This is a genomic window from Methylobacterium sp. Leaf113 (assembly GCF_001423325.1).
GTDB lineage: Bacteria > Pseudomonadota > Alphaproteobacteria > Rhizobiales > Beijerinckiaceae > Methylobacterium.
The window spans coordinates 1-20379 of the sequence record NZ_LMNJ01000027.1; the positions used below are offsets into that span (position 1 = coordinate 1).

The following is a 20379-nucleotide window of genomic DNA, read 5'->3' on the forward strand; positions in this document are numbered from 1 at the left end:
CCATATCCTTAAGCATAGACACAAAACGATCCGAACCAGGGACCGTCAGCCTCCACCATCGTCAGTTCATCAAAAAGGGCGGATCCAGACACCGCTTACGCTGGACCAGGTGATGGCGTGGTCGGGCAACCGGGGCACCGAGTCCTCCGCCACCGGCCGGTACCAGTTCATGAAGAAGACCCTACGGGGCCTGAAACAGGAGATGGGTCTCTCGGGCACTGAGCGGTTCAGCCCGGAGCTTCAGGACCGCATGGCCCTCCAGCTCCTCAACCGCCGGGGCTACTCCGAGTGGCAGGCTGGGCGCATCACCGACGCCCAGTTCGCCAACCGGCTGGCCCTGGAGTGGGCCTCGCTGCCAAACATCACAGCCCAGAATGGCAGGCCCGCCGGGGTCTCTGCCTATACCGGGGATGGTCTCAACAAGAGCTTGGTGTCGCCGGCCTCGGTGCTCGCGGCGCTGACGGGGCGGGGTAGCTCGGAAGGCGGAGCGTTCAGCCGGTTGTTCGGCCGGAGGAAGGCACAGGTGAACCCGAAGCCTAACGACGACGAGGGGACCCGGATATGAGCCAGGGCGATGAGCAGGGCGTGGCTGCGGATATTGTGCGAGCCTTCGAGGAGGCCGCCGCGGGTAGCGAGCCTGAGGCCCCGCTGCGCGAGGGCCACCCGGATGCCGTGCGGCTGATGGATGAGGCCTTCGGGCTGGCAGAGGCGGCACTCGGGAGCAACGTCTTGCCGTTTGTGCTTAGGAAGCCGGCGGAGCGCAGGAGGGTCTAGCGGCAGCGATTGACGAGGCGGCGGGTGATAAATCGAGTGAGGTTGCCCGCCGCCATCCAGTCTCGACTCAGTTCCAACCACTCCGAGGATTTGCCGACAGTTGGAACAGCGCGGCTTCGATTTGCTCCGGGGCGACGTTCCAGGAATGACTAAGGGTCTCGGCCTCTGAGATGAAGCTGCCGTAGCTGGGAGTCCCTCGGTGGTAGAAGGTCGAGCCCTTCCCGAGTGCCGCCCGAGTTCGCTTGAACTCATCGCCTTGGCTGTGCTTGATGGCGAGGATGACATTGCTGTCGTAAATCAACGCTTTCCCTTCTAACAGCGGAAGGTGTGCGAAGTAGGCAATCTTGCTAGTAGTCGCGAAGCCAATGCCCGGCTGCACGGCGTTCAAGCGTGCCAGCGCCTCAGAAGCTGTAACCTTGGATTTGGCTTCTCGTATGCCCGCGATGACCTCGCCGTATCGCTCGGCTTGGCAGAAGGCCTCAGCGAATGGCTGCCAGCGCCCGCGAAGGCCGCCTCTTGGGAACCCCCAGATTATCGCAGCGGCAGCACCGGCGGCGGTATCTATGTCTGCAATGTCAAAAACGTGCTTCCGCGTCAGCTTTGAACCGCAGACAGTTCGGAAAGCGTCCAGGGACCTAATGGCCGCCCCGAATGAGGCGTCAGCGGCGGCAAGGAATAAGCGGTGCTTCTCCCACACCGCAGCATTGTGCGCGGCACCGAAGGCATCAATCGCGGTCAGTGGCAGTAGGTTGTCGCGAGCGAGCATCGGAGGCCTCCAACGCTCAAGCTCTGGGGAAACTCTGCGTTGGTCAAGAGCATGGGTACGGCTCTGCTCACGGGCACCATGTCGAAGTTTCGGGAAATGGCCGGGCGGCTGCTGATGGCGGACGGGAACGTGCGGCTCGCGGTTTACCGGCAGAATTTGATGGCTCGGGGAGCGGTGGCCGCGAGGATGGTGCCACGAAGAAGACGGGGCCGCTGGGCCAGATTGGCGAGGTGTTCGGGGTAGACCTCGGCGGCCGATGGTAGCGAGGTAGACGGGCGGACGGCTGGAGGCGGCCATCGCCTGCTTGCTTCCGGCCTCCGTGGACCTCAGAATGCCAAAGCGGATTGGCGAGCTTCATCGAGGCGAATTACACCCAAGAGCTGCCACGTCTGCGGACGCTTAGCTTGGTTGCCGATGGCGAACACCATGCCCTTGCGTGGGTACTCGTCGTTGAAGACCCCGTCCATCCACCGAAGGGCTTCTGCCTCGCTAGTGCGCTTGCACGCATTCCAGAACATGGCGTGGGCCTCCCAGTCGCCATTCCGATAGTCGTGCTTTCCGGACGCGTCCTCGAAGCAGAAGCTGAACTCAAACGGTGAGGGGTCTAAGGCTGCCAGCTCCTCATCGAACATCCCGATTTGCCGTGCCGCCCGAGCGTAGGCTGCCCGGTCCTTCTCAATGTCGGCAGTGGTCTTACGGCGTGCGACGAAGCGGGTGTTTCGCGGACGGATCAGCGCGAGCGAGTGGCCCAGGCTTGCTGCCTCTACGCCAGACCCAAGGATGAGGGGTTCTAACAGGCTCGACCTGTCACGATCCGGGAGCTTGCCTGTGATTGCGATGCTCTCCTCGTGGACGTGGCAACTCTCAGCCCTTCGGTCGGACTTCGGCACGCCGTGCCTGAAGCTCACCCAGTCCCATCGCCCGAAGCTGTGCTCACCTTTCAAGTGGCGGAACCGCACAGGGAAAAGCCGCTTCCAGACCCCTTCCGCCGTGACGCCGGCACAGCACACGGTCTCCCCGTAAGTCTTGCTCGGCTGAGGGAGCGCCTTGACTAGAATGGCAACCTTTGCGGCGTCTTGCATTTTGGCGGCGACCCGTCCCCGTACAGGTCAATAACCTTAATGCGTCCGGCGGGAATTGCACGCGCTACGATTGTTCGATGACACTCGCTAGGCTCCCGCTCGAAGCACATCAGGCAAGTCTTCCGAGCAGATAACAGCTTGCCGAGAGCAGTAAGGGCCGCCTGCGCCTCGTCGGTTGCTAGGTGCCGGCCATAGATCGCGCGGAACTCATCGTACCGGCCGGCCCGAGCTGCCTCTCGGCCGGGCTTCGGATCACCGAGGCCACCCAGGTGGACGTACTCGATGCCTGCCTCCGCCAGTCGGGCACGAAGGCCATTCTTTGAGAATCCACGCTTACGTGACACCGTCACCGCCCGCACGTCTGCGAGCAAGTCAACACCAGCTCCAACGAGAGCGGCGATGAACCGCTCGATGTCTGTCCCCTCGTAGCCAATGGTGAAGATGGTGCTCACAGTGCCCCCTCGGTGCTCGCGCACCCGATAGGCGAGACTTGCGTAGTCGTCCACTATGCGCGGCCTGTCAGCAGGTTTGGAGGTGAGGCCTGCGGGGTCTTCAATGCGAGCGGAGGCGCGGAGCGGCTCACAAGCGCAAGCGCCGCAATGGGCACGGCGGCCAAGTACCGAGAGGGGACAGGGCGCTCCTGATGGCGGACCGGAAGCTGAGCGATCCAGTCTACCAACAGGGATGCAATATTAGGGCGGCCACCGAAGGCAGCAATCCCAATCCAGAGAGGGCGTCCTAATAGTATGAAACATCACCGGAATTTTCTGGAGTTAACTGGCGCAAACGCACTCTCCCGATGGATTTTCTATCAGTGAAATATGATCCTGAAAGCTCCAAATAGCTTTCACTTTGGTCATTAACTCTCCTAACATCAAAAGTTGTTGATCCGATATATGAACTCCATAGCAATTCCTTAGGTATAGATCGATACTTATAGTACAGCTTATTTTGACCGGATTCGATGATTGGGGTAGTTTCAAGGGTAAGAGACTTAGCCGTTTCAGTATGCAGATCGATTTGCGTTTCCAAAAGCGTCTGCCGGATCAAGGCACGTGCCGGAATTTTGATACCGGTTTCGGTATTTATCTCGCCTTCCCAACTTCCATTGAGGTCTGGATATTTTGAAAATCCTAGTCTCGACACGACCATCCAAATCCATCTGGCGGTCTTGTTCGTTGTTATTGTTAGAATCACTATTAATGCGACCCATGGGGCAATACTCAATACTCTGATAAGCGCAAGATTTATATCGAAATAACTTTTAAGTACCTCGTAGGTCAATATGCTAATGATGGTTGTGGCAATTGCCGCATAGCGGATCAGATGCGCGAAATTGATGATCCGGAACATACTACTTTAGGTCCTTATAGTCACAAATTCGCGATTTTCCGCTGCTCTTTGCATACAGTAAGGCGATAAATGCTTCTCGCAAAGTACCGCCTGTTCCGGCCGAGAAACTCAGATCAGGGGCCACCAAATTTGCTATCTCTTTATATATTTCGGCCCCGTTATCACTAATGTATTCGCCGCGTCCAGCAACGCCGTCCGCGGCACAAAACAAAATCTCAAATCCTCTACCTCGAAGTATATCCGCAATACTTATCACCCTCTCCTGAACTATACCGTTAATCCTCTGCAATGCTATTACATCGTCAGAGAGATAACAGGCCGATATCTTCTGCCCAATATCATCGCCATCTATTGTAATGTAGAGCATCTTATCTCCCTTTTCCGACCAGCATCCACTTCAAACCCTGCACCGCCTCGGGCGCCTCTATCCTGGCCATCTCCTCAGCTAGCGTCTTCAACCCGAAGCCGCTCCCGTAGCCCCGCCCAATGCCGCCGCCGCCGCTGTGCCCTGTGAGGGCATCGTGAACCTCCTCCCCGAGCCGCGCGTCTCTCGCCATGCGCTTGAAGCTGTGCCGGAACGAGTGGAAAACCTTCGCGCGATCCTCAATGCCGGCCTTCTCGCGGAGGTGTCGGGTGAACCACTTGGACCACGCCCCCGCCGGCTGGACCTCGCGGCCTGCGAGAAGCCCGGGCCAGAGGGGGCTTTCAGGCCCCTCCCCCGCATCCAGTAGTGACTGGCGATAGCGAAGCAGGCCGATCCGCTCCAGTTCGGGATGCATCGGGACCTTCCGGCGAGAGGAGACCGTCTTAATCTTCCGTCCGCCAGCGGTGCCGATGTCGAGGTACCAGACCCCCGTCTCCTCATCCTGCGCCACATCCGCGACCCGAAGCTGCGCCAATTCTGCTTGCCGTGCCCCGGACAGCAGGGCCAGCAAGGGGAGCCAGAAGGCCGCCTCCTTACAGCCACCCACCGGCCGCTCCCCGGCTGTGAAGACCCCCGTCGCAAAGAGGCGGCCGAGGTCTGCCTTGTCGAAGGGCTGGCGCCCCTCCCCCTCCCGGCCATCGACTATCAGCTTGGCGCCCCGTCCGAAGGGGTTCCTGTAGCCCGCCACCGCATCGAGCCGCCCGGCCGCCTCCTCATGGCTCACGATGGCGGCGAGGATGTTGAGGGACTTGTTGACTGTTACCGCCTGGACCGGGGGGAAGCCCTTGAGGTCCTGCTTGAGCAGCTCGCGCAGTGGGAGTTGCCGGAGGTCGCCGGCCAGCCGGGTCGGTGCCCGTGCCAGTGCATCCCGGAACTCGCGGACCATCTCTCGCGTGATGTCGCCCAGGCGCACGTCGCCATGCCACTCCGTGAAGCGGCGCACCGCATGGCCGGCTTCGAGCAAGGTCTTGGGGCTAGGCTTCCGGCTGCCCTTCGCCCCGCCGCCCTTCGTCCAAGACGCCAGCGCTTCCGAGAGCTTCGGGCCGCGGGTGGCACTCAGTGCAGGGATGGCGACGATCTCTCCCCGCTGCCGCTCCAGCATCAGAGTGTAGGCCTTCACGTGGGCTTGGAGCACCGCAAGGCCAGCCTCATGGTAGCCATCAGAGTCGGGGTCTATCGGTATGTTTTTTCCGCGGAGGTACTCGCAACACTCGACATCCACGATGCTGGTGTCTGAGCGTGAGAGGGCCCGGCGGAAGTCGCCCAGGAGCAGCTCGATGCCCTCCCCCATGGCATGGTGGTAGTCCTCGGGGATGCCCCTTCGGTCGAAGGCGACAGAGGCCAGTTCGCGCCAGCGCCCCCGCTCCTCTCGCGTCTGGTGCTGCTTGCGGGGGTCTCCGCCAGACCGCTCCGCCGCATCGGCAGCCAGAAGCTCCGCCAGCACATCAGCGGCAATCTCATCGGCGGAGGGCATCAGGGAAGGCCGCAGGAGTCGTTTCGGCACCTCCCCCTGCTTGGCCCGCTCGGCTGCCTCGAAGTCGGTCATGCAGTCCCGCAGGAGGCAAGACCCCGCTTTCTTCGCGGCTGCCGGCTGCTTGGTCCCGAGGCTTCGCTTCCAGTTCGCCTTGCCGGTCCAGGGGGCGGGCATGAAGGGGCGGAGGTCCACCGGGATCACCCGGCGGAAGTAGTACGTGCCAAGCCCGTCGCGGATGAGATACGACATCAAAGCCATCGCGATTGTACCGCCCGATTGTATGACCGGCGGCGCGTAAGCTACTGATATCGGCAGAATTTCAGCCCAAGCAAGAGCTTAGGGTGTGGTGGCGTCCCCGGCAGGTCTCGAACCTGCGACCCCAGGTTTCATCCCACTTCGGCTTCCGCCGCCGCACCCCCGAGGGCGCGTTCGTGGTCTGGACTATCCCTTCACCGTAGACCTCGTCGCCGAGGTCCTTAGGTGCCGCCCGTCTAGTCTCTACACCGTCCCGGTCCCCGTCGGGGCATCGGGCTTGGCTCGGGATTGGCTGTGTCCGCGGAAAGCGGACGTTGAGCGTTCCCCGAATTTGAGCGGATCCGCCGCGCGGTTTCCCCTCGCGACGCCCAATTGTGATCTAGGAAACCTGTGCTCTGTCCAGCTGAGCTACGGAGACTCACCGGGAGCGTTCCTAACACCATCGCACGGGGCCGCCAACCGGGCAGGCGCATTCCGGGCTCCGCCCCAAACTCCTGCGTGGCGATCGATTTGTGTGGCGATCTTGCCGCAACGCGTCCTGAACCGCTCCGAGACACCGAGACTTCCTTGTCTCGGCCCGATCGCGGAGGACAATGGCGCCGGATTCGCAACGGGAGCCGGGGGCCGGGTTCGTGACGATCGCGCAGCGACCATCGCCCTGCCGGTGGAGAGCGGGCTGGCTCCTCGGCCTTGCCATGAGCGGGTTGCCGGCGCTGTCGAGCCCGGCCAGGGCCGTGGCGCCGGAATGCCGTGAGGCGCCCGCGCGGGAGGACCGCTTCGTTGGGCTCGGCCCCCGGGGCGAACTGATCCTCGCCTCGGGTGCGCGGGCCGTGCTCGACGGGGTGCACTGGCCGGACGGCCCGGAGAGCGCCGAAGCCGCGCGGGCTTGGCTCATCGCGCGACAGGGCCGCGCCCTGACCGTCGTGCCTCGGGGTGACACCGACCGCTGGGGCCGGTCACGGGTCGACGCGATCCCGGTCGAAGCGATCCCGATCCATGCGAGGGCGGGCGAGGCTGAGGCCGGCAGACAGCCGGAGGCCATGGACCTCGCGGCCGGCCTCGTGGCGGGCGGCCTCGCCGAGGTCGATGCGGGTGAGCGGGACAGCCTGTGTCGCCCGGCCCTCCTGGCCGTCGAGGCCGGAGCCCGGAGCCAGCGGCTCGGTCTCTGGAGTCAAGGCCGCCCCGAGGTCCGGGACGGACCCGCCCTGCGCGAACGGATCGGCCGTTTCGTGGTGGCGGAAGGGACCGTCCTGTGGGTCGGCGAGCGGGCGCGACGGACCTATCTCGACTTCGCCCGCAAGGGTGAGAACGGGCTTACGGTAACCGTGTCGAAACGCACTTGGCGCCAGTTGCAGGAACGTGGTTTGCAGAGACCGGTCTTCCGGGACACGGATGGCCAAGATGTCGTTGGCCAAGATGCGGGTGGCCGGGGTGCGGGTGGCCGGGGTGCGGACGGGAAGACGCCTGCGCCGCGGGCCACCGCTTGGCGTGGACGTCACCTCCGGGTCCGGGGCATCCTCGAAGCTTGGCGCGGCCCGACCCTCGACATCGCGAGTGCCGACATGATCGAAGTTCTGGACGGGGAGCAGGCGCAGCGGCGCTGAACGGCATGGGTTCGATCCTCCGCCTCACGATGCGCGCGACCGCCCGGCCGCGCGCGGCCCGTCGCGGCGCCCGGTGCGGCGTCCGCGCCGGCACCTGGCCGGTCCTCGGCCTGCTGCTCTCGGGCTGCCTCGGCGATCAGACCGGCGCGGTGCCGCAGACGGCAGCGGTCGCGGTGCCACGCGAGGCGCCGCGCACCACCGGACGCGAGCGCACGGCCTCGGATGCCGACCACGCCAAGCTGGTGGCGTCCTTCGGGGGCGAGTATCGCTCGCCGGCCGCGCTCAAGCTCGTCAGCGACGTGACAGACCGCCTCGTGCGCTCGACCGAGCGGCCGGAAGAGACCTACGCGGTCACCCTGCTCGATTCGCCCGTCATCAACGCCTTTGCGCTCCCGAGCGGCCGCCTGTACGTGACCCGGGGCCTGCTCGCCCTGGCCAGCGACACCTCGGAAATCGCGGCGGTGCTGGCCCACGAGATCGCCCACGTCACCCTGCGGCACGCCACGGCGCGTACCGAACTGGCCCTGCGCTCGCAGCTGGTCAGCAAGGTGGTGGCCGACGTGCTCAACGATCCCGTCACCGGCGCGCAGCTGCAGAGCCAGTCGAAGTTCGCCCTCGCCCGGTTCTCGCGCGACCAGGAACTCGAGGCCGACACCGTCGGCGTGCGCACTCTGGCCAGGGCCGGCTACGATCCGTTCGGGGCCGGGCGCTTCCTCACCGCCCTGAACCGCACCACGGCGCTGAAGACCGGCACCGGCATGGCCGGTGAGCCCGACATGCTGGCCACCCACCCGGGCACCACCGAGCGGATCACCCTGGTGACCCGTGCCGGCCGCCTGATCGGTGCGCCGGGCCTCGGCGTCGACGAGCGCGCCCGCTACCTCACGGCCATCGACGGCATCGCCTACGGCGACAATCCCGGCGACGGCGTCGTGCGTGGGCGCCGCTTCCTCCATCCGGGCCTCGGCATCGCCTTCGAGGTGCCCGAAGGCTTCTCGATCGAGAACACCCGCAACGCGGTGCTGGGCACCACCGGCGAGGGCAGCCGCCGCCTGCTGTTCGACCAGGTCGAGAGTCATCCGGGCCAGGGCCTCGACGAGGTGCTGAAGGCGACCTGGAGCGACGTGATCGAGCCCGGCTCCCTGGAGAACCGGATGGTGGCCGGCTACCCGGCCGCCACCGCCCTGTCGCGGGGCAAGGACTGGACCTTCCGCCTCGCCGCGATCCGGACCGGCGAGACGACCTTCCGGATGATCATGGCGGCCAAGGGCAGCACCGATCCGGACGGGGCCTTCCGACGCTGGACCGAGAGCCTGTCGTCGATCGATCCGGCCGAGACCCGCACCCTGCGCGCCCTGCGCCTCGTGGTCGTGACCGCGGGGCCGGGCGACACCGTCGAGACCCTGGCGCAGCGCATGGTGGTGCCGGACAAGCCGCTGGAGCGCTTCCAGGTGCTGAACGGCCTCGAGCGCGGCGCGCACCTCCGGGTCGGCCAAGCCTACAAGGTCGTGGTCGAATAGGCGGCGCCGTTACCCGGCTCCGCCACCCGTCGTCCGCCCCGTCGACCGTGCGGCCCCCACCCTGGATATCGGCTGAAGCACGATAGACTTGAGTTTTCGAGATTAGGAAAAAACCAAAGCACAATTCATGCGTGCAAGAACCAATAAGTCCCAGGCTCGCGCATGACCGAGCTGAAATGGCTCATGATATAGTTTATATTTTTACCTGGAACGACGGCTGATCTTCGGGTTATCCTATTCGGAACGGCCGCCCGCTGCGCCGGACTGATCTGCGGCGATTGATTCCATCCCGTCGAGACGCGACATGATCGAGACCCTGACCGGCTTCCTCGACGGCACCAGCCTGGCTCCCCACGGGATCTGCCTGTCGTGGCGGCCGGAGCTGATCTGGACCCACATGGTCTCCGACGCGATCATCGCGCTGGCCTACTTCACCATTCCGGTCGCCCTCGGCGTCCTCGTCACCCGGCGGCGCGATCTCGTCTTCGGATGGATGGTCTGGGCCTTGGCGCTCTTCATCCTGGCCTGCGGCACCACCCATCTGTTGGCAATCTGGACCCTGTGGGTGCCGGACTACGCCGCCGAGGCCGCGGTCAAGGCGGTGGCGGCGGCGGCCTCGATCGTGACGGCCGCCCTCCTGTGGATGCTGCTGCGCAAGGCCCTGGCTCTGCCGTCGCCCAAGCAGTTGCGCAGGGCCAACGCTGTCCTGCTGGCCCGCGTGCAGGAGCGCGACGCGGCGCTCGCCGCCCTGCACGAAGCCTCGGCCGAGCGCGACCGGGCGGAGGAGATGCTGCGCCAGAGCCAGAAGATGGAGGCGATCGGCGCCCTGACCGGAGGCGTCGCCCATGATTTCAACAACCTGCTCGGCGTCGTCATCAGCAATCTCGACCAGATCGAGCGCTTCCTTCCGGCCGAGAGCGGCATGCATCGCCCCCTGCGCGGCGCTCTCACGGGGGCGGAGCGCGCGGCGGCCCTCGTCCAGAAGATGCTCGCCTTCGCCCGGCGCCAGCCCCTGCGGCCGGCCCGCCTCGACCCGAACGGGTTGATCCACGACCTGACAGAGCGTCTGCGCGGGTCCCTCGGCGCCGTCGAGAAGCCCGAGCTGGTCCTGGAGCCGCAGGCCTGGCCCGTCTGCGTCGATGCGAACCAGCTCGAGAACGCCCTGCTGAACCTGGCGATGAATGCCCGCGACGCCATGCCGGACGGCGGTTGCGCCGTGATCCACACCCGCAACATCCCGGCCGCCGAAGCGGCGCGGATCGCCGACCTGCCGGCGATCGATCACGTCGCCATCGTGGTGGAGGACAGCGGCACCGGCATGAGCCCGGAGACCCTGACCCGCGTCTTCGAGCCGTTCTTCACAACCAAGGCGGTGGGCGAGGGCACCGGGCTCGGCCTGAGCCAGGTCTTCGGATTCGCCAAGCAGTCCGATGGACATGCCGAGATTGTGAGCCGTCCCGGCCAGGGAACCTCGGTGTGGATCTACTTGCCACGCGACGGAACCCAGCTATCGTCAGTGCCTGCCGATGAAAAGACGGCACGAGCCGACCGCGTATCCCGCCTCGGTTTTGCCTGACGGAACGCGACGACGATGAGCGGCTCGCCCAAACCCAGAATCCTGATGGTCGAGGATGAGGCGCTTCTGCTCGAAGTCATTACCGCCGATCTCGAAGATTTCGGGTTCACGGTCGTCCAGGCCACCACCGCCGAGAGCGCCATGGCCATCCTGGAGGCCGAGACCGCGATCGACATCCTGTTCACCGATATCCGGCTGCCCGGGCAGATGGACGGGTGGCAGCTCGCCGAGGCGGCGCGACGGCTGCGTCCCGGCCTGCCGGTCATCTACGCGACGGGTTTCTCGCAGACGCCGCCCCGCCTGATCGAGGGCAGCGTGTTCTTCGCCAAGCCCTATCGGGCGGTGAGCCTGATCAAGGCGATCGCGTCCTTCGAGGTCGGGCCGGACGCGGCGTGACGCCGCCGAACCGTCCCAACCGCCGGGTCACCCTGGCGGGGCTGGCCGGCACCGCGGCGGCGCTGACGGCTGCGTCGGCCCGGATGGCCCAGGCCGGAGACGGGTCTACCCCGGACGCACCCGTCCCCGCATCCGCACGGCCGCTGCGCATCGCGATGCTGCTCTATCCCGGCATGACCGCCCTCGATCTGGTCGGGCCGCAGGCGGTCCTGGCCGGGATCGCCGGAGGCGGGCTCCACCTGGTGGCCCGCACGGCCGGACGCGTCGCCTCGGATACCGGGCTCGCGCTCGTGGCCGAGGAGAGCTTCGAAACCTGCCCGCGCGACCTCGACGTGCTGTTCGTGCCGGGCGGCGACGGCACGCCCGCCCAGATGCGCGACGCCGACACCCTGGCGTTCCTGCGCGATCGCGGGGCGCGGGCCGGCTGGATCACCAGCGTGTGCACCGGTTCGCTGATCCTCGGCGCCGCCGGCCTGCTGCGGGGCTACCGCGCCACCTCGCACTGGTGCGTACGGGACCAGGTGCTGCCGCGCCTCGGGGCGATCCCGGTGGAGGCGCGCGTGGTGTTCGACCGCAACCGCGTCACCGCGGCGGGGATTTCGGCAGGCCTCGACTTCGCCCTGGCGCTCTCCGCGCGCCTCGCCGGCGCGGACGCGGCCCACACGAGCCAGCTCGTGGCGGAATACGCCCCGGCGCCGCCGTTCGACGCCGGAACGCCCGCGGCTGCTGGCCCGGCCATCACGGCCCGAGCCCGGGCGATCCTGGGCCCGCTGATCGCGGGTTCGGAAGCGGCGGCTGCGGCGATGGCTGCGCGCCCGTGACGACCGTTCGGCCCGAAACCTGCAGGTGCGTACGTCGGCATCTGCCACTCAGGCGGGCAGGCGCCGGGATCGCAAAGGACTGGCATACGGATTCATCGCACGAGACTTTCCCGCGAGATCATCGCATCCCGGATCGGCGCGGCGTCGCGCGGATCTTCGCTTCTGACCAGGATAGGACAAACCCATGGCGGCAGGCTTCGCGGGCGACCTCACACGCGTCAAATCGCTGGAACGGCTGAACCGGGACGCGGAAGGGGGCGAGAACAAGCTCACCCGCACCCTCGGTCCCTGGAGCCTCATCGCCCTCGGCATCGGCGCGGTGATCGGGGCCGGCCTGTTCTCGCTCACCGGCATCGCGGCGGCCGAGTATGCCGGCCCGGCGGTGGTGATCTCCTTCGTCATCGCCGCCATCGGCTGCGCCTTCGCGGGCATGTGCTACAGCGAACTCGCCGGCATGATCCCGGTGGCAGGCTCGGCCTACACCTATTCCTACGCCACCATGGGCGAGTTCGTGGCCTGGATCATCGGCTGGGATCTCGTGCTCGAATACGCGGTGGGCGCCGCCACCGTCTCGGTGAGCTGGTCGAGCTACGTCACGCGCTTCCTGCACGACACCCTGGGCATCAACCTGCCCCCGAGCCTCGTCCGCTCCCCGTTCGAGACCTATGCGCTTCCCGACGGCACCCTGGCGCACGGCCTCGTCAACCTGCCGGCGATCTTCATCATCGTGGCGGCCTCGGCGCTCCTGATGATCGGCATCCGGGAATCCGCCCGCGTCAACGCCGTCGTCGTCGTGATCAAGCTCGCCGTGGTGGCGGTCGTGATCGGCGTCGGCCTGTTCTACATCAAGGCGCAGAACTACGTGCCGTTCATCCCCGAGAACACCGGCACCTTCGGCGAGTACGGCTGGAGCGGGATCATGCGGGGCGCCGGGGTGGTGTTCTTCGCCTATGTGGGCTTCGACGCGGTCTCGACGGCGGCGCAGGAGGCCAAGAACCCGCAACGCAACATGATGATCGGCATCCTGGGATCGCTAGCGATCTGCACGGTGATCTACATCGCCTTCGCGGGCGTCCTCACCGGCCTCGTGCATTACGACCAGATGAAGGGCGACGCCGCCCCGGTGAACACCGCCATCGGCCAGACCCCGTTCCCGTGGTTGCGCAGCCTCGTGACGCTCGGGGTGATCGCGGGCTTCTCCACCGTGATCCTGGTGCTGCTGCTCGGCCAGAGCCGGGTGTTCTACTCGATGAGCCAGGACGGCCTGCTGCCGGGCTTTTTCTCCAAGATCCACCCGACCTGGAAGACGCCCTACCGGTCGAACCTGTTCTTCATGGTGTTCACCAGCGCCTTCAGCGGATTCCTGCCGATCTCCGAACTCGGCCACATGACCAGCATCGGCACGCTGCTGGCCTTCATCCTCGTCTGCGTCGGCGTCATCATCCTGCGCCGGACACAGCCGGATGCACGCCGCGACTACCGTACGCCCCTGGTGCCCCTCGTGCCGATCCTCGGCATCGTCAGCTGCTTCGCCATGATGGTGTCGCTCGATGCGGAGACCTGGCTGCGCCTGATCGTCTGGCTCGCCATCGGACTGGTGATCTACTTCGCCTGGAGCCGTCACCACAGCCGCATCGGGCGCGAGACGACGACGTAACCCGCCAAGGACCTGATCGACCGGCCGCCCCTCCCTCGGGACGGGGCGCCCGTCAGGCGCTGCGGGCCAGAGCCAGGGGCGGAACCACGCGGACCGGCTCGCCCACGGCCACGCTCTGGCGCTCGCGGGCGATGAAGGCGGTGGGCATCACGGCCTGCATGTCGGCCTCGACGCTGCGCAGCATCGCGTCGGTGTGGCACGGATGCAGGTGGATGATGGCGAGCGCCCCGACACCGGCGGCCTGGGCAAGTTCCACGCCCTTCTGCCAGGTCGAGTGACCCCAGCCCCGGCAGACCGGATACTCGCCCTCGGTGAACATGCCGTCATAGACCACGAGGTCGGCGTCGCGCACGAAATCCGTCAGGGCGGTATCGGGCCAGGGGTCGCTGTGCTCGATGTCGCTGATCACGCAGAGCCGCCGGCCCGCATGTTCGAACCGGTATCCGACGGAGCCCTGCGGGTGATTGAGCAGGATGGTGTCGACCGAGGTCCCGTCCGGGAAGGTCAGTCGCTCGCCCGCCCTGAAGCCGTGATGGGCGAGGTGGCACGGAATGATGTCGAGGGTCACCGGAAACAGCGGCGGCGCGAACAGGCGATCGAGGGCCTCCGAGGCGCTGGCGCCGTCAAGATTGCCGCAATAGGTGTTGAGGGTCCGGGTCGGATCCAGCACCACCGGCTTGAAGAACGGCAACCCGGCCGTGTGATCGAGATGCAGGTGGCTGAAGAGCAGGTCGATCGCCTTCGGCATCGCGTCGCGATGGTGCCGGCCGCAGGCATTGATGCCCGAGCCCGCATCGATCAGGAACAGGCGCTCGCCGCAGCGGACCTCCAGGCACGGGGTGTTGCCGCCGAACTCGGTGTAATCCGGGCCGCTGACGGGCGTCGAACCACGCACACCCCAGAAAGTGAGGGTGAGGCCGTCCTCCGCGGCGGGATGGGTGAAGAGGGTCATCGTTCGATTACCATGTGCCCCGATCCCGTTCAGGTCGAGTGCCTTTCGTCGCGCCGACGCGATCCAGTTCGAGCAGATCGGCGATGGGCAGGTGCAGGGATCGAAGTGGAACGCCTCTGAGGTAGTAATCCCCCGAGACCCCCGATGTGCGAGCCCGCACATGGCCGGGAGCGGGATCATCCGCATGACGGTCCGAAGCCGGGTCGTGTCTGACGGGCCACAGCACCCCGTCAGCGCTGGGCCAGCACGTCGACGACGTCGCGGATCGGACCCGTCGCGGGCGGCGGCAGAGTGCCCGACAGGCTCAGGCGGACGAGACGCGGCCACGCGACCGGATAGCCACCCGGTTCGGCGCCGGTCGTGGTCAGCACCGGCGCGAAGCGGGCCGCCGGGCGCTCGTGGACTGGCACGAAGCCGGGCATCCGGGTCCGCGAGAGCAGCGAATCCGGTGCGATCCAGCGCGACCACACCGCCTCGGCGACCTGGACCGGACGCGGCCGGGCGGCGATGACCACCACCTCCTGCCCCGCATAGGCCAGGGCCTCGGGCCGGCTGACGTCCCCGAGCGAGGTGCCCTTGGCGGCGAGCGCCGCCCAGAACGGGTGCTGCGCCCCGTCCGAATAGGTGGTGCGGACGGCCGCGCTGCCCTCGTCCACCAGGGTGGCGATGCGGGCTTCCTCGGCCCTGCGGTGGGCGGCGACGATGGCCTCCTTGGCCGGGTCTCTGGCGGGCGCGAAGGCGTAGCGCCCCGCCACGACGCTGACGGCCGGCTCCTCGCCGAGGGCCTCGAAGCGGTCGGCCCCCTCCTTGAGCTGGCGCCAGAAATCGATGTTCGGATCGGTCCGATGGCGGGCCATGTTCGCGGCATTCATCCGGAACGGATAGGACTGGAACTGGAACGCGGTCTGACCGCCCGCGAAGGCTTCGCGGGCGATGGCGTAGATCTCGCCCGCCACCGGGTCGGTCATGGCAAAGCACCCCATCGACGAGCAGACCCCATGCACCATCACGGCCGAGCCGGTGGAGCCGTGGGCGCGGTCATAGGCGTTGGGGTAGCCGACGTCGAAGGAGAGATAGTAGCGCGAATTCGGGTTCATCTGGCGCTGGGGCACCGTGTAGAAGCCCTCCGGCGTCTGGCGGTCGCCGGTCTTGCGCTTCGGCCCGAGCTGGCCCGACCAGCGGCAGATCGGAAAGGTCTTCACGTGGACGAAGCGGCCGCTGGCGGCCCGCTTCCAGACCTCGATCTCGGATTCCTTCTTGTAGGCCCGGAACAGCACCGGCGCGGCGGCGGTGGTGCCCTTGGCCTGCATCAGCGCCAGGGTGGCGGCCGGAATCGGCGCGAAGGCCTTGCCCGTCGCGGCCGAGGCGGACTCGACGGCGGCCGGGACGGTGATCAGGCCCCCGAGGGCGAGGAGCACCGGGACCGCGAGGCGGTTCGGACGCGTGAGAAGCGAAATCCGGCAGGCCGGGTTCCGGGACAGACAGACCATGCGCGGCCCTGAAGAGCGCCCCGTCCGCTCGGTCGCGGACGGCCGTGCACGATGCACGCCGACCTGCCTATCGCATCCCATTGGGGCGGCAATAGGGGCCGCTCGGTTATCCCGGGGACGTGAGGGGCTCCCGTGCTGCTTCCTCGCTGCTTCCTCGGCGATCAGGCGGCCATCACCGTGTTGCGTTCGACGCGCAGCACCGCGTCGAACGGCGCGATCCCGTCGAGCGCCCGGGCGTCGGGCAGGCAGACGACGAGACCCCGGCCGGCCCGGGCGGTCCGAAGGGCTCCGAGGCGGGCCCGGATCTCGTCGGACCGTCCATCCTCGAGCGCGATGGCGATGACGACGATGTCGGGCCGGCGCACCAGGCAGCGGGCGAGATCGATGGCGATGCGCTCGCGCGGGCCGATGGCGTTCTCGCCGAGGCTGGCGCCGCCTCCGGCCAAGCCCGGCTCGACCCGGCTCTCCAGGCCGAGGCGATAGACGGCGGGCTCAAGTCCCTCGTCGGCCAGCACCCGGCGTACCAGGGCCCGCACCCGGGCTTCGGCGCCGGCCTCCTCGCCGTTGATGCGGCCGAACAGGATATTCTCCTCCAGGCTGGCGGCGGCGGTGAGCCGGGCGGGATCGTAGAACTCGACGCTGCCCCGGAGATGCGGCGGCATCAGGCGCGCGAACGAGCGCCGGGCTTCCACCAGCCGCTCCTCGAAGGCGGCGTCGATGAGGCCGAAGCGGTGCCGGGTCTCGCTGTAGCGGAGCGCCAGGCCGATCAGGCGCTTGCGGTCGCGCTGGCCGGCCGGGCCGCGGCGCCAGCCCTTGGCCTCGGGCTGCCGCCCGACGAGATCCTCGAAGAAGCCGCGCTCGGAGGCCGGGAACAGCGAGAACGTCTCGAAGAGCGGGTGGTCGTCCGGCAGGTCGGCGAAGATCTCCACGAGGCTGCGGGCGACCTGAAGCCCGATCTCGGTGAGCGGTCGGCTCAGGCCCTCGGCCTCCAGCACGGCGCGCAGATAGGGATGGGCGGCGATGTGGTCCTGCGCGAAGGCCGGCCCCACCGCCTCGCCGAACAGGATGTTCTCGCCGACCGTGGCCTGGTGGTTGTAACGGGCGGGGTCGAAGGGTTCCACCAGACGCCCGGCCTTGTCGGCGGCCAGGGCCTCGCGCACCGCGTGGCGGGCGGCGACCACCGCGCGGGCGATCTCCGGCTCGGCCGCCGGGTCGACGGTGCCCTCCAGGCCCCGCGCATACGCGAAGGCGTCGAGGCCGGTGATTCGCAGGGTCGCGATGAGTTCGTCGCGGTCGGGCGCAACGGCGGCGCCGTAGAGGATGTTCTGGCGCAGGGTGCCCTCGATCAGGATGGCCTCGGCGCCGGCCAGCGCGATGCGCCGGGCGCGCGCCGCCGGCTCGAAGGCCCGCAGGTCGGTGCCACCGTAGCTGACGGCGCCGGCCGAAGGTTCGAGCTGGCCCGCCAGGATCGCGGCCAGGACCCGGCTGCCACTGCCGCGCTCGCCCAGGATGGCGACGTGGCCGGGCATCGGCAGGGTGGCGTCGACGCCGGCCAGACGCTCGCCGGTGGCGGGGTCGTAGGCCCCGACCCCCTGCGCCACCAGCGTTCCCGCTTCCGGCAGGGCCGTGATCGTGCCCGGCCGCACCGGGGCCCGGCCTTCCAGCGCCGGCACGTCGAGGGCGACCTCGCGAAACGGCCCCGCGACGGCCCGGTGGAGGCTGGCCATCCGCAGGGTCACGGTCAGCGCCACCACCGCGAGCGCGAAGCCGCCGCCGGCGGCCAGCAGTGCCCCGGGCTCGACCGGCGCGGTGGTGCCGTCATGGCCGCGCCACAGCGCCACCGCGACCACGATCGCCGGAAGCAGGATCGCCAGCGCCATGGATGGGGCGCGGGCGTAGGCCAGGGCGGATTCGGAGGCTTCGAGCGCATCGCGGGTGTGGGCGCCCTTGGCGGCGAGGCGCTGGCGCTCGAAGGCCGCCGCCCCGTGGGCGCGCACCGCCGGCATGCGGCGGATCAGATCGGCCAGGGCGCGCCCGGCCGCACCGCCCGCGCGCAACCGGAGGGCGGCCCGGTCCTGCATCCGGCGCTGGATCAGCGCCCGGGCCAGCCCGGCCGCCACCAGCCCGACCGCCACGGTGGGGACGAGGCGCGGCGCGGCGAGCCAGGACAGGACCAGGGCGAGGCCGGTGGCGCCGACGGCCAGCGCCGGCACCAGGATCGCCAGTCCGAACAGGGTGTCGAGGCGCGCCAGAAGATCGCCCATGGCCTGCGCCAGGGCACGGGCCTCGTCGCGGGCGCTCGGGGGGGCGTGCAGAATGGCCTCCATGACCCGCCCCTGGAGGGCCGCCACCGTGCGGGTCTGGGCGTGGAAGCAGAGGCGCGCCACGGCCCAGCCGAGGCCGGCGGAGGCCAGCGCCGCGGCCGCGAGTCCGATGAAGGCTGCGCGTACGAGGTCGGCCGGCGGCAAGCTCCAGCCGGCAAAGGCGACGAACGGCCCCTCCGCGGGCGAGCGCCAGGGCAGCGTCGCGGCGATCCGCAGGAACTGGCCCACCGGTTCGGTGTCGTGGACCTGGACGCCGACGAGATCCCGCAGGCACAGCAGCGCGAGCAGCGCCAGCGGCCCGCCCAGGCCGAGCGCCAGCCCGACCGCGGCGGCATGCTCGCGCCGCGCGGTCCGCCAGGTGAAGGCGATCGGATCGCGGTTCATCGGCACCCTGTCCACGACGCCCCGGGACACGGGGCATGGCTGCGGCTTAGAGGATCGTCCGCCGCGGTGAAAGCGCGGGGACGCACCTCGACCGGCCTCCAGCGCGGTCCTCCGTCAACCGCGGACATCCCGATCGCGGCAATTTTAACACAACCAAAACGGGAAATTTGGCGGTCCGGCTCACGACGGCGCGGCAGTCGATTCCGTCATGGACCCGTCGTACGGCCAAGCTAGCGCTGCACCGCAACAAGGCTTCGGCCTGCTTTCCGTGCGAGGCTTCGTGTCCAGACATCTCAAGACCGCCCTGCTGGCTGCGACGGGCCTTCTGCCGCTCGGGGCAACCGCACAGCAGATCCCGACATCCCCGCCGGTGGGCTTCACCAACAGCACCTCGGTCAGACCCGGAACGGTCGTTCCGCGCGTCCTCGACAGCTTTGTCGGGTTGATGACGGCCAATCCCGCCGTCATGACCCAGAACTACCAGACCGTCGTTCAGATGACGCAGGCCCGGACCGAAGACCAAGCGCTGGCGGCCATCGATGACGACCGCATCGGGCAGGCCTACAGCATCCTGAACGGGCTCGGTCCCCTCACCGCCGCCTATCTCACCGGCGCGGGGGCCTCGTCACCGGCACCCGGCCGGCGGGTCTGACGCCGACCACCTACGCGACGACGACGCTGGCGGACTACGCCCGAAACCTCAACACCGGCTCGAAAGCGAACGGGGGCGCGACGACGTTCGGCGACGGGACGGCGACACCCCTGGCGGCGGCCGTCGGCTTCATCGACAACACGGTCCGGGCCAATGCCTCGACGGAACCCTCGAAGCGCGTCTTCGGGCGCTATCAGGGCCTCAATCCGGCCCTCGATCCCCTGGCGGCCCGCTTCAACAACTACAATGCCACCACGAACAAGACGGCCCTGTCCGCCGCCGACACGGCGAATTTCGTGGTTCCGAGCTACCTCGCGAACTTCCCCGTCCCGGCGGTCTACGGAACCGCGGAGCGCTGGGTGAAGGGCTTCACCGTCACCCAGGCGATAATCGACGCCAACAGCGGACGCCCCCTCGTGGCCCCCGATGTCGGGTCCTTCAACGCAGCCGGTGCCTTCACCCCCACGACTCTCGGGGTCGGTGCCTACGTGCCGGGAATCGGGACCGCGCCCCGCCCCTATCGCGTCACCACCGATGTCGCGGTGCCGGTGCTGCTGAATCCCCGGAAGAACACCACGAACGCCTACGCGGATGGGGGTTATCCGAGCGGCCACACCAATTCCGGGTATCTCCAAACCCTGGGCGTCGGCTTCCTCGTGCCGCAGCGGATGCAGGAACTCCTGACCCGCGCCTCCGAGATCGGCTACCGAATCGTGATGGCGGCGGCATCGACGCCTGCGCTCCAGCCGACCTATCTCGAGCCCTTCGTGGGCGGGGCCTACGTGTCGATCGGGCGCGACCGCTTCGCCGAGACGGGCGGGCTCGCGGCCCTGAGCGGCGCGGCCCAGACCACCGAGGTGGCGACCTCGACGGTG

18 protein-coding genes and 1 pseudogene are annotated in these 20379 nt (G+C 67.8%); 10 read left to right on the forward strand and 9 right to left on the reverse strand.

Annotation, left to right across the window (positions count from 1 at the left end; genetic code table 11):
• Positions 1-565: pseudogene (locus ASF60_RS15940) on the forward strand (hypothetical protein); the annotation flags it as partial.
• On the forward strand, positions 562-774 hold the full coding sequence (locus ASF60_RS15945; RefSeq protein ID WP_056186968.1) for a hypothetical protein: 213 nt from the start codon (positions 562-564) through the stop codon (positions 772-774). The pseudogene ASF60_RS15940 and the gene ASF60_RS15945, both read left to right, overlap by 4 nt.
• Before the next feature lie 67 nt (positions 775-841).
• Here ASF60_RS15945 and ASF60_RS15950 read toward each other — a convergent pair whose 3' ends face one another.
• The 6 genes from ASF60_RS15950 to ASF60_RS15965 all read right to left on the reverse strand — a co-directional run bounded on the left by ASF60_RS15950 (position 842) and on the right by ASF60_RS15965 (position 6122).
• Complete coding sequence (locus ASF60_RS15950; protein WP_056186971.1) at positions 842-1540, reverse strand: 8-oxoguanine DNA glycosylase OGG fold protein; 699 nt, start codon at positions 1538-1540, stop codon at positions 842-844.
• Positions 1541-1866: 326 nt separating this feature from the next.
• The gene (locus tag ASF60_RS15960; RefSeq protein ID WP_244478456.1) at positions 1867-2622 is read right to left on the reverse strand and encodes a hypothetical protein; all 756 of its coding nucleotides are present in this window, start codon (positions 2620-2622) and stop codon (positions 1867-1869) included.
• Entirely contained in the window at positions 2592-3128 is a 537-nt protein-coding gene (locus ASF60_RS23845) for a DUF488 domain-containing protein (RefSeq protein WP_338011510.1), read from the reverse strand. The genes ASF60_RS15960 and ASF60_RS23845 overlap by 31 nt, the downstream gene beginning before the upstream one ends.
• Positions 3129-3360: 232 nt before the next feature.
• On the reverse strand, positions 3361-3975 hold the full coding sequence (locus ASF60_RS23850) for a hypothetical protein (protein WP_082507999.1): 615 nt from the start codon (positions 3973-3975) through the stop codon (positions 3361-3363).
• 1 nt (position 3976) lies between these two features.
• On the reverse strand, positions 3977-4342 hold the full coding sequence (locus ASF60_RS23855) for a mCpol domain-containing protein (RefSeq protein WP_082508000.1): 366 nt from the start codon (positions 4340-4342) through the stop codon (positions 3977-3979).
• A gap of 1 nt (position 4343) precedes the next feature.
• The gene (locus ASF60_RS15965) at positions 4344-6122 is read right to left on the reverse strand and encodes a site-specific integrase (RefSeq protein WP_056186978.1); all 1779 of its coding nucleotides are present in this window, start codon (positions 6120-6122) and stop codon (positions 4344-4346) included.
• 701 nt (positions 6123-6823) lie between these two features.
• On the opposite strand from ASF60_RS15965, the gene ASF60_RS15970 reads away from it, so the two are divergent.
• The 6 genes from ASF60_RS15970 to ASF60_RS15995 all read left to right on the forward strand — a co-directional run bounded on the left by ASF60_RS15970 (position 6824) and on the right by ASF60_RS15995 (position 13702).
• Positions 6824-7732 carry a thermonuclease family protein gene (locus ASF60_RS15970; protein ID WP_156634147.1) on the forward strand — a complete coding sequence of 303 codons (909 nt, stop codon included), beginning with the start codon at positions 6824-6826 and terminating at the stop codon, positions 7730-7732.
• 29 nt (positions 7733-7761) lie between these two features.
• Positions 7762-9252 carry a M48 family metalloprotease gene (locus ASF60_RS15975; RefSeq protein ID WP_056187004.1) on the forward strand — a complete coding sequence of 497 codons (1491 nt, stop codon included), beginning with the start codon at positions 7762-7764 and terminating at the stop codon, positions 9250-9252.
• Positions 9253-9556: 304 nt separating this feature from the next.
• Positions 9557-10828, forward strand: a complete 1272-nt coding sequence (locus ASF60_RS15980) for a sensor histidine kinase (protein WP_056186981.1) — start codon at positions 9557-9559, stop codon at positions 10826-10828.
• Between the two features lie 15 nt (positions 10829-10843).
• The gene (locus tag ASF60_RS15985; protein ID WP_056186984.1) at positions 10844-11224 is read left to right on the forward strand and encodes a response regulator; all 381 of its coding nucleotides are present in this window, start codon (positions 10844-10846) and stop codon (positions 11222-11224) included.
• A 155-nt stretch (positions 11225-11379) separates the two neighbouring features.
• Entirely contained in the window at positions 11380-12045 is a 666-nt protein-coding gene (locus ASF60_RS15990; protein WP_056187007.1) for a DJ-1/PfpI family protein, read from the forward strand.
• A 184-nt stretch (positions 12046-12229) separates the two neighbouring features.
• Positions 12230-13702 carry an amino acid permease gene (locus ASF60_RS15995; protein ID WP_056186987.1) on the forward strand — a complete coding sequence of 491 codons (1473 nt, stop codon included), beginning with the start codon at positions 12230-12232 and terminating at the stop codon, positions 13700-13702.
• A gap of 52 nt (positions 13703-13754) precedes the next feature.
• Here the strand turns inward: ASF60_RS15995 and ASF60_RS16000 are convergent, their stop codons facing one another.
• From ASF60_RS16000 to ASF60_RS16010, 3 genes are all read right to left on the reverse strand, one after another.
• On the reverse strand, positions 13755-14654 hold the full coding sequence (locus ASF60_RS16000) for an MBL fold metallo-hydrolase (protein ID WP_056186990.1): 900 nt from the start codon (positions 14652-14654) through the stop codon (positions 13755-13757).
• Between the two features lie 230 nt (positions 14655-14884).
• Entirely contained in the window at positions 14885-16144 is a 1260-nt protein-coding gene (locus tag ASF60_RS16005; protein ID WP_156634149.1) for a L,D-transpeptidase family protein, read from the reverse strand.
• A 161-nt stretch (positions 16145-16305) separates the two neighbouring features.
• Complete coding sequence (locus ASF60_RS16010; RefSeq protein ID WP_056186993.1) at positions 16306-18852, reverse strand: ABC transporter transmembrane domain-containing protein; 2547 nt, start codon at positions 18850-18852, stop codon at positions 16306-16308.
• 280 nt (positions 18853-19132) lie between these two features.
• Between ASF60_RS16010 and ASF60_RS16015 the strand changes: the two genes are divergently transcribed.
• Positions 19133-19504 carry a hypothetical protein gene (locus ASF60_RS16015; protein ID WP_056186995.1) on the forward strand — a complete coding sequence of 124 codons (372 nt, stop codon included), beginning with the start codon at positions 19133-19135 and terminating at the stop codon, positions 19502-19504.
• Between the two features lie 296 nt (positions 19505-19800).
• A partial coding sequence (locus tag ASF60_RS25760) for an autotransporter domain-containing protein (RefSeq protein ID WP_156634150.1) occupies positions 19801-20379 on the forward strand: 579 nt, incomplete at its 3' end.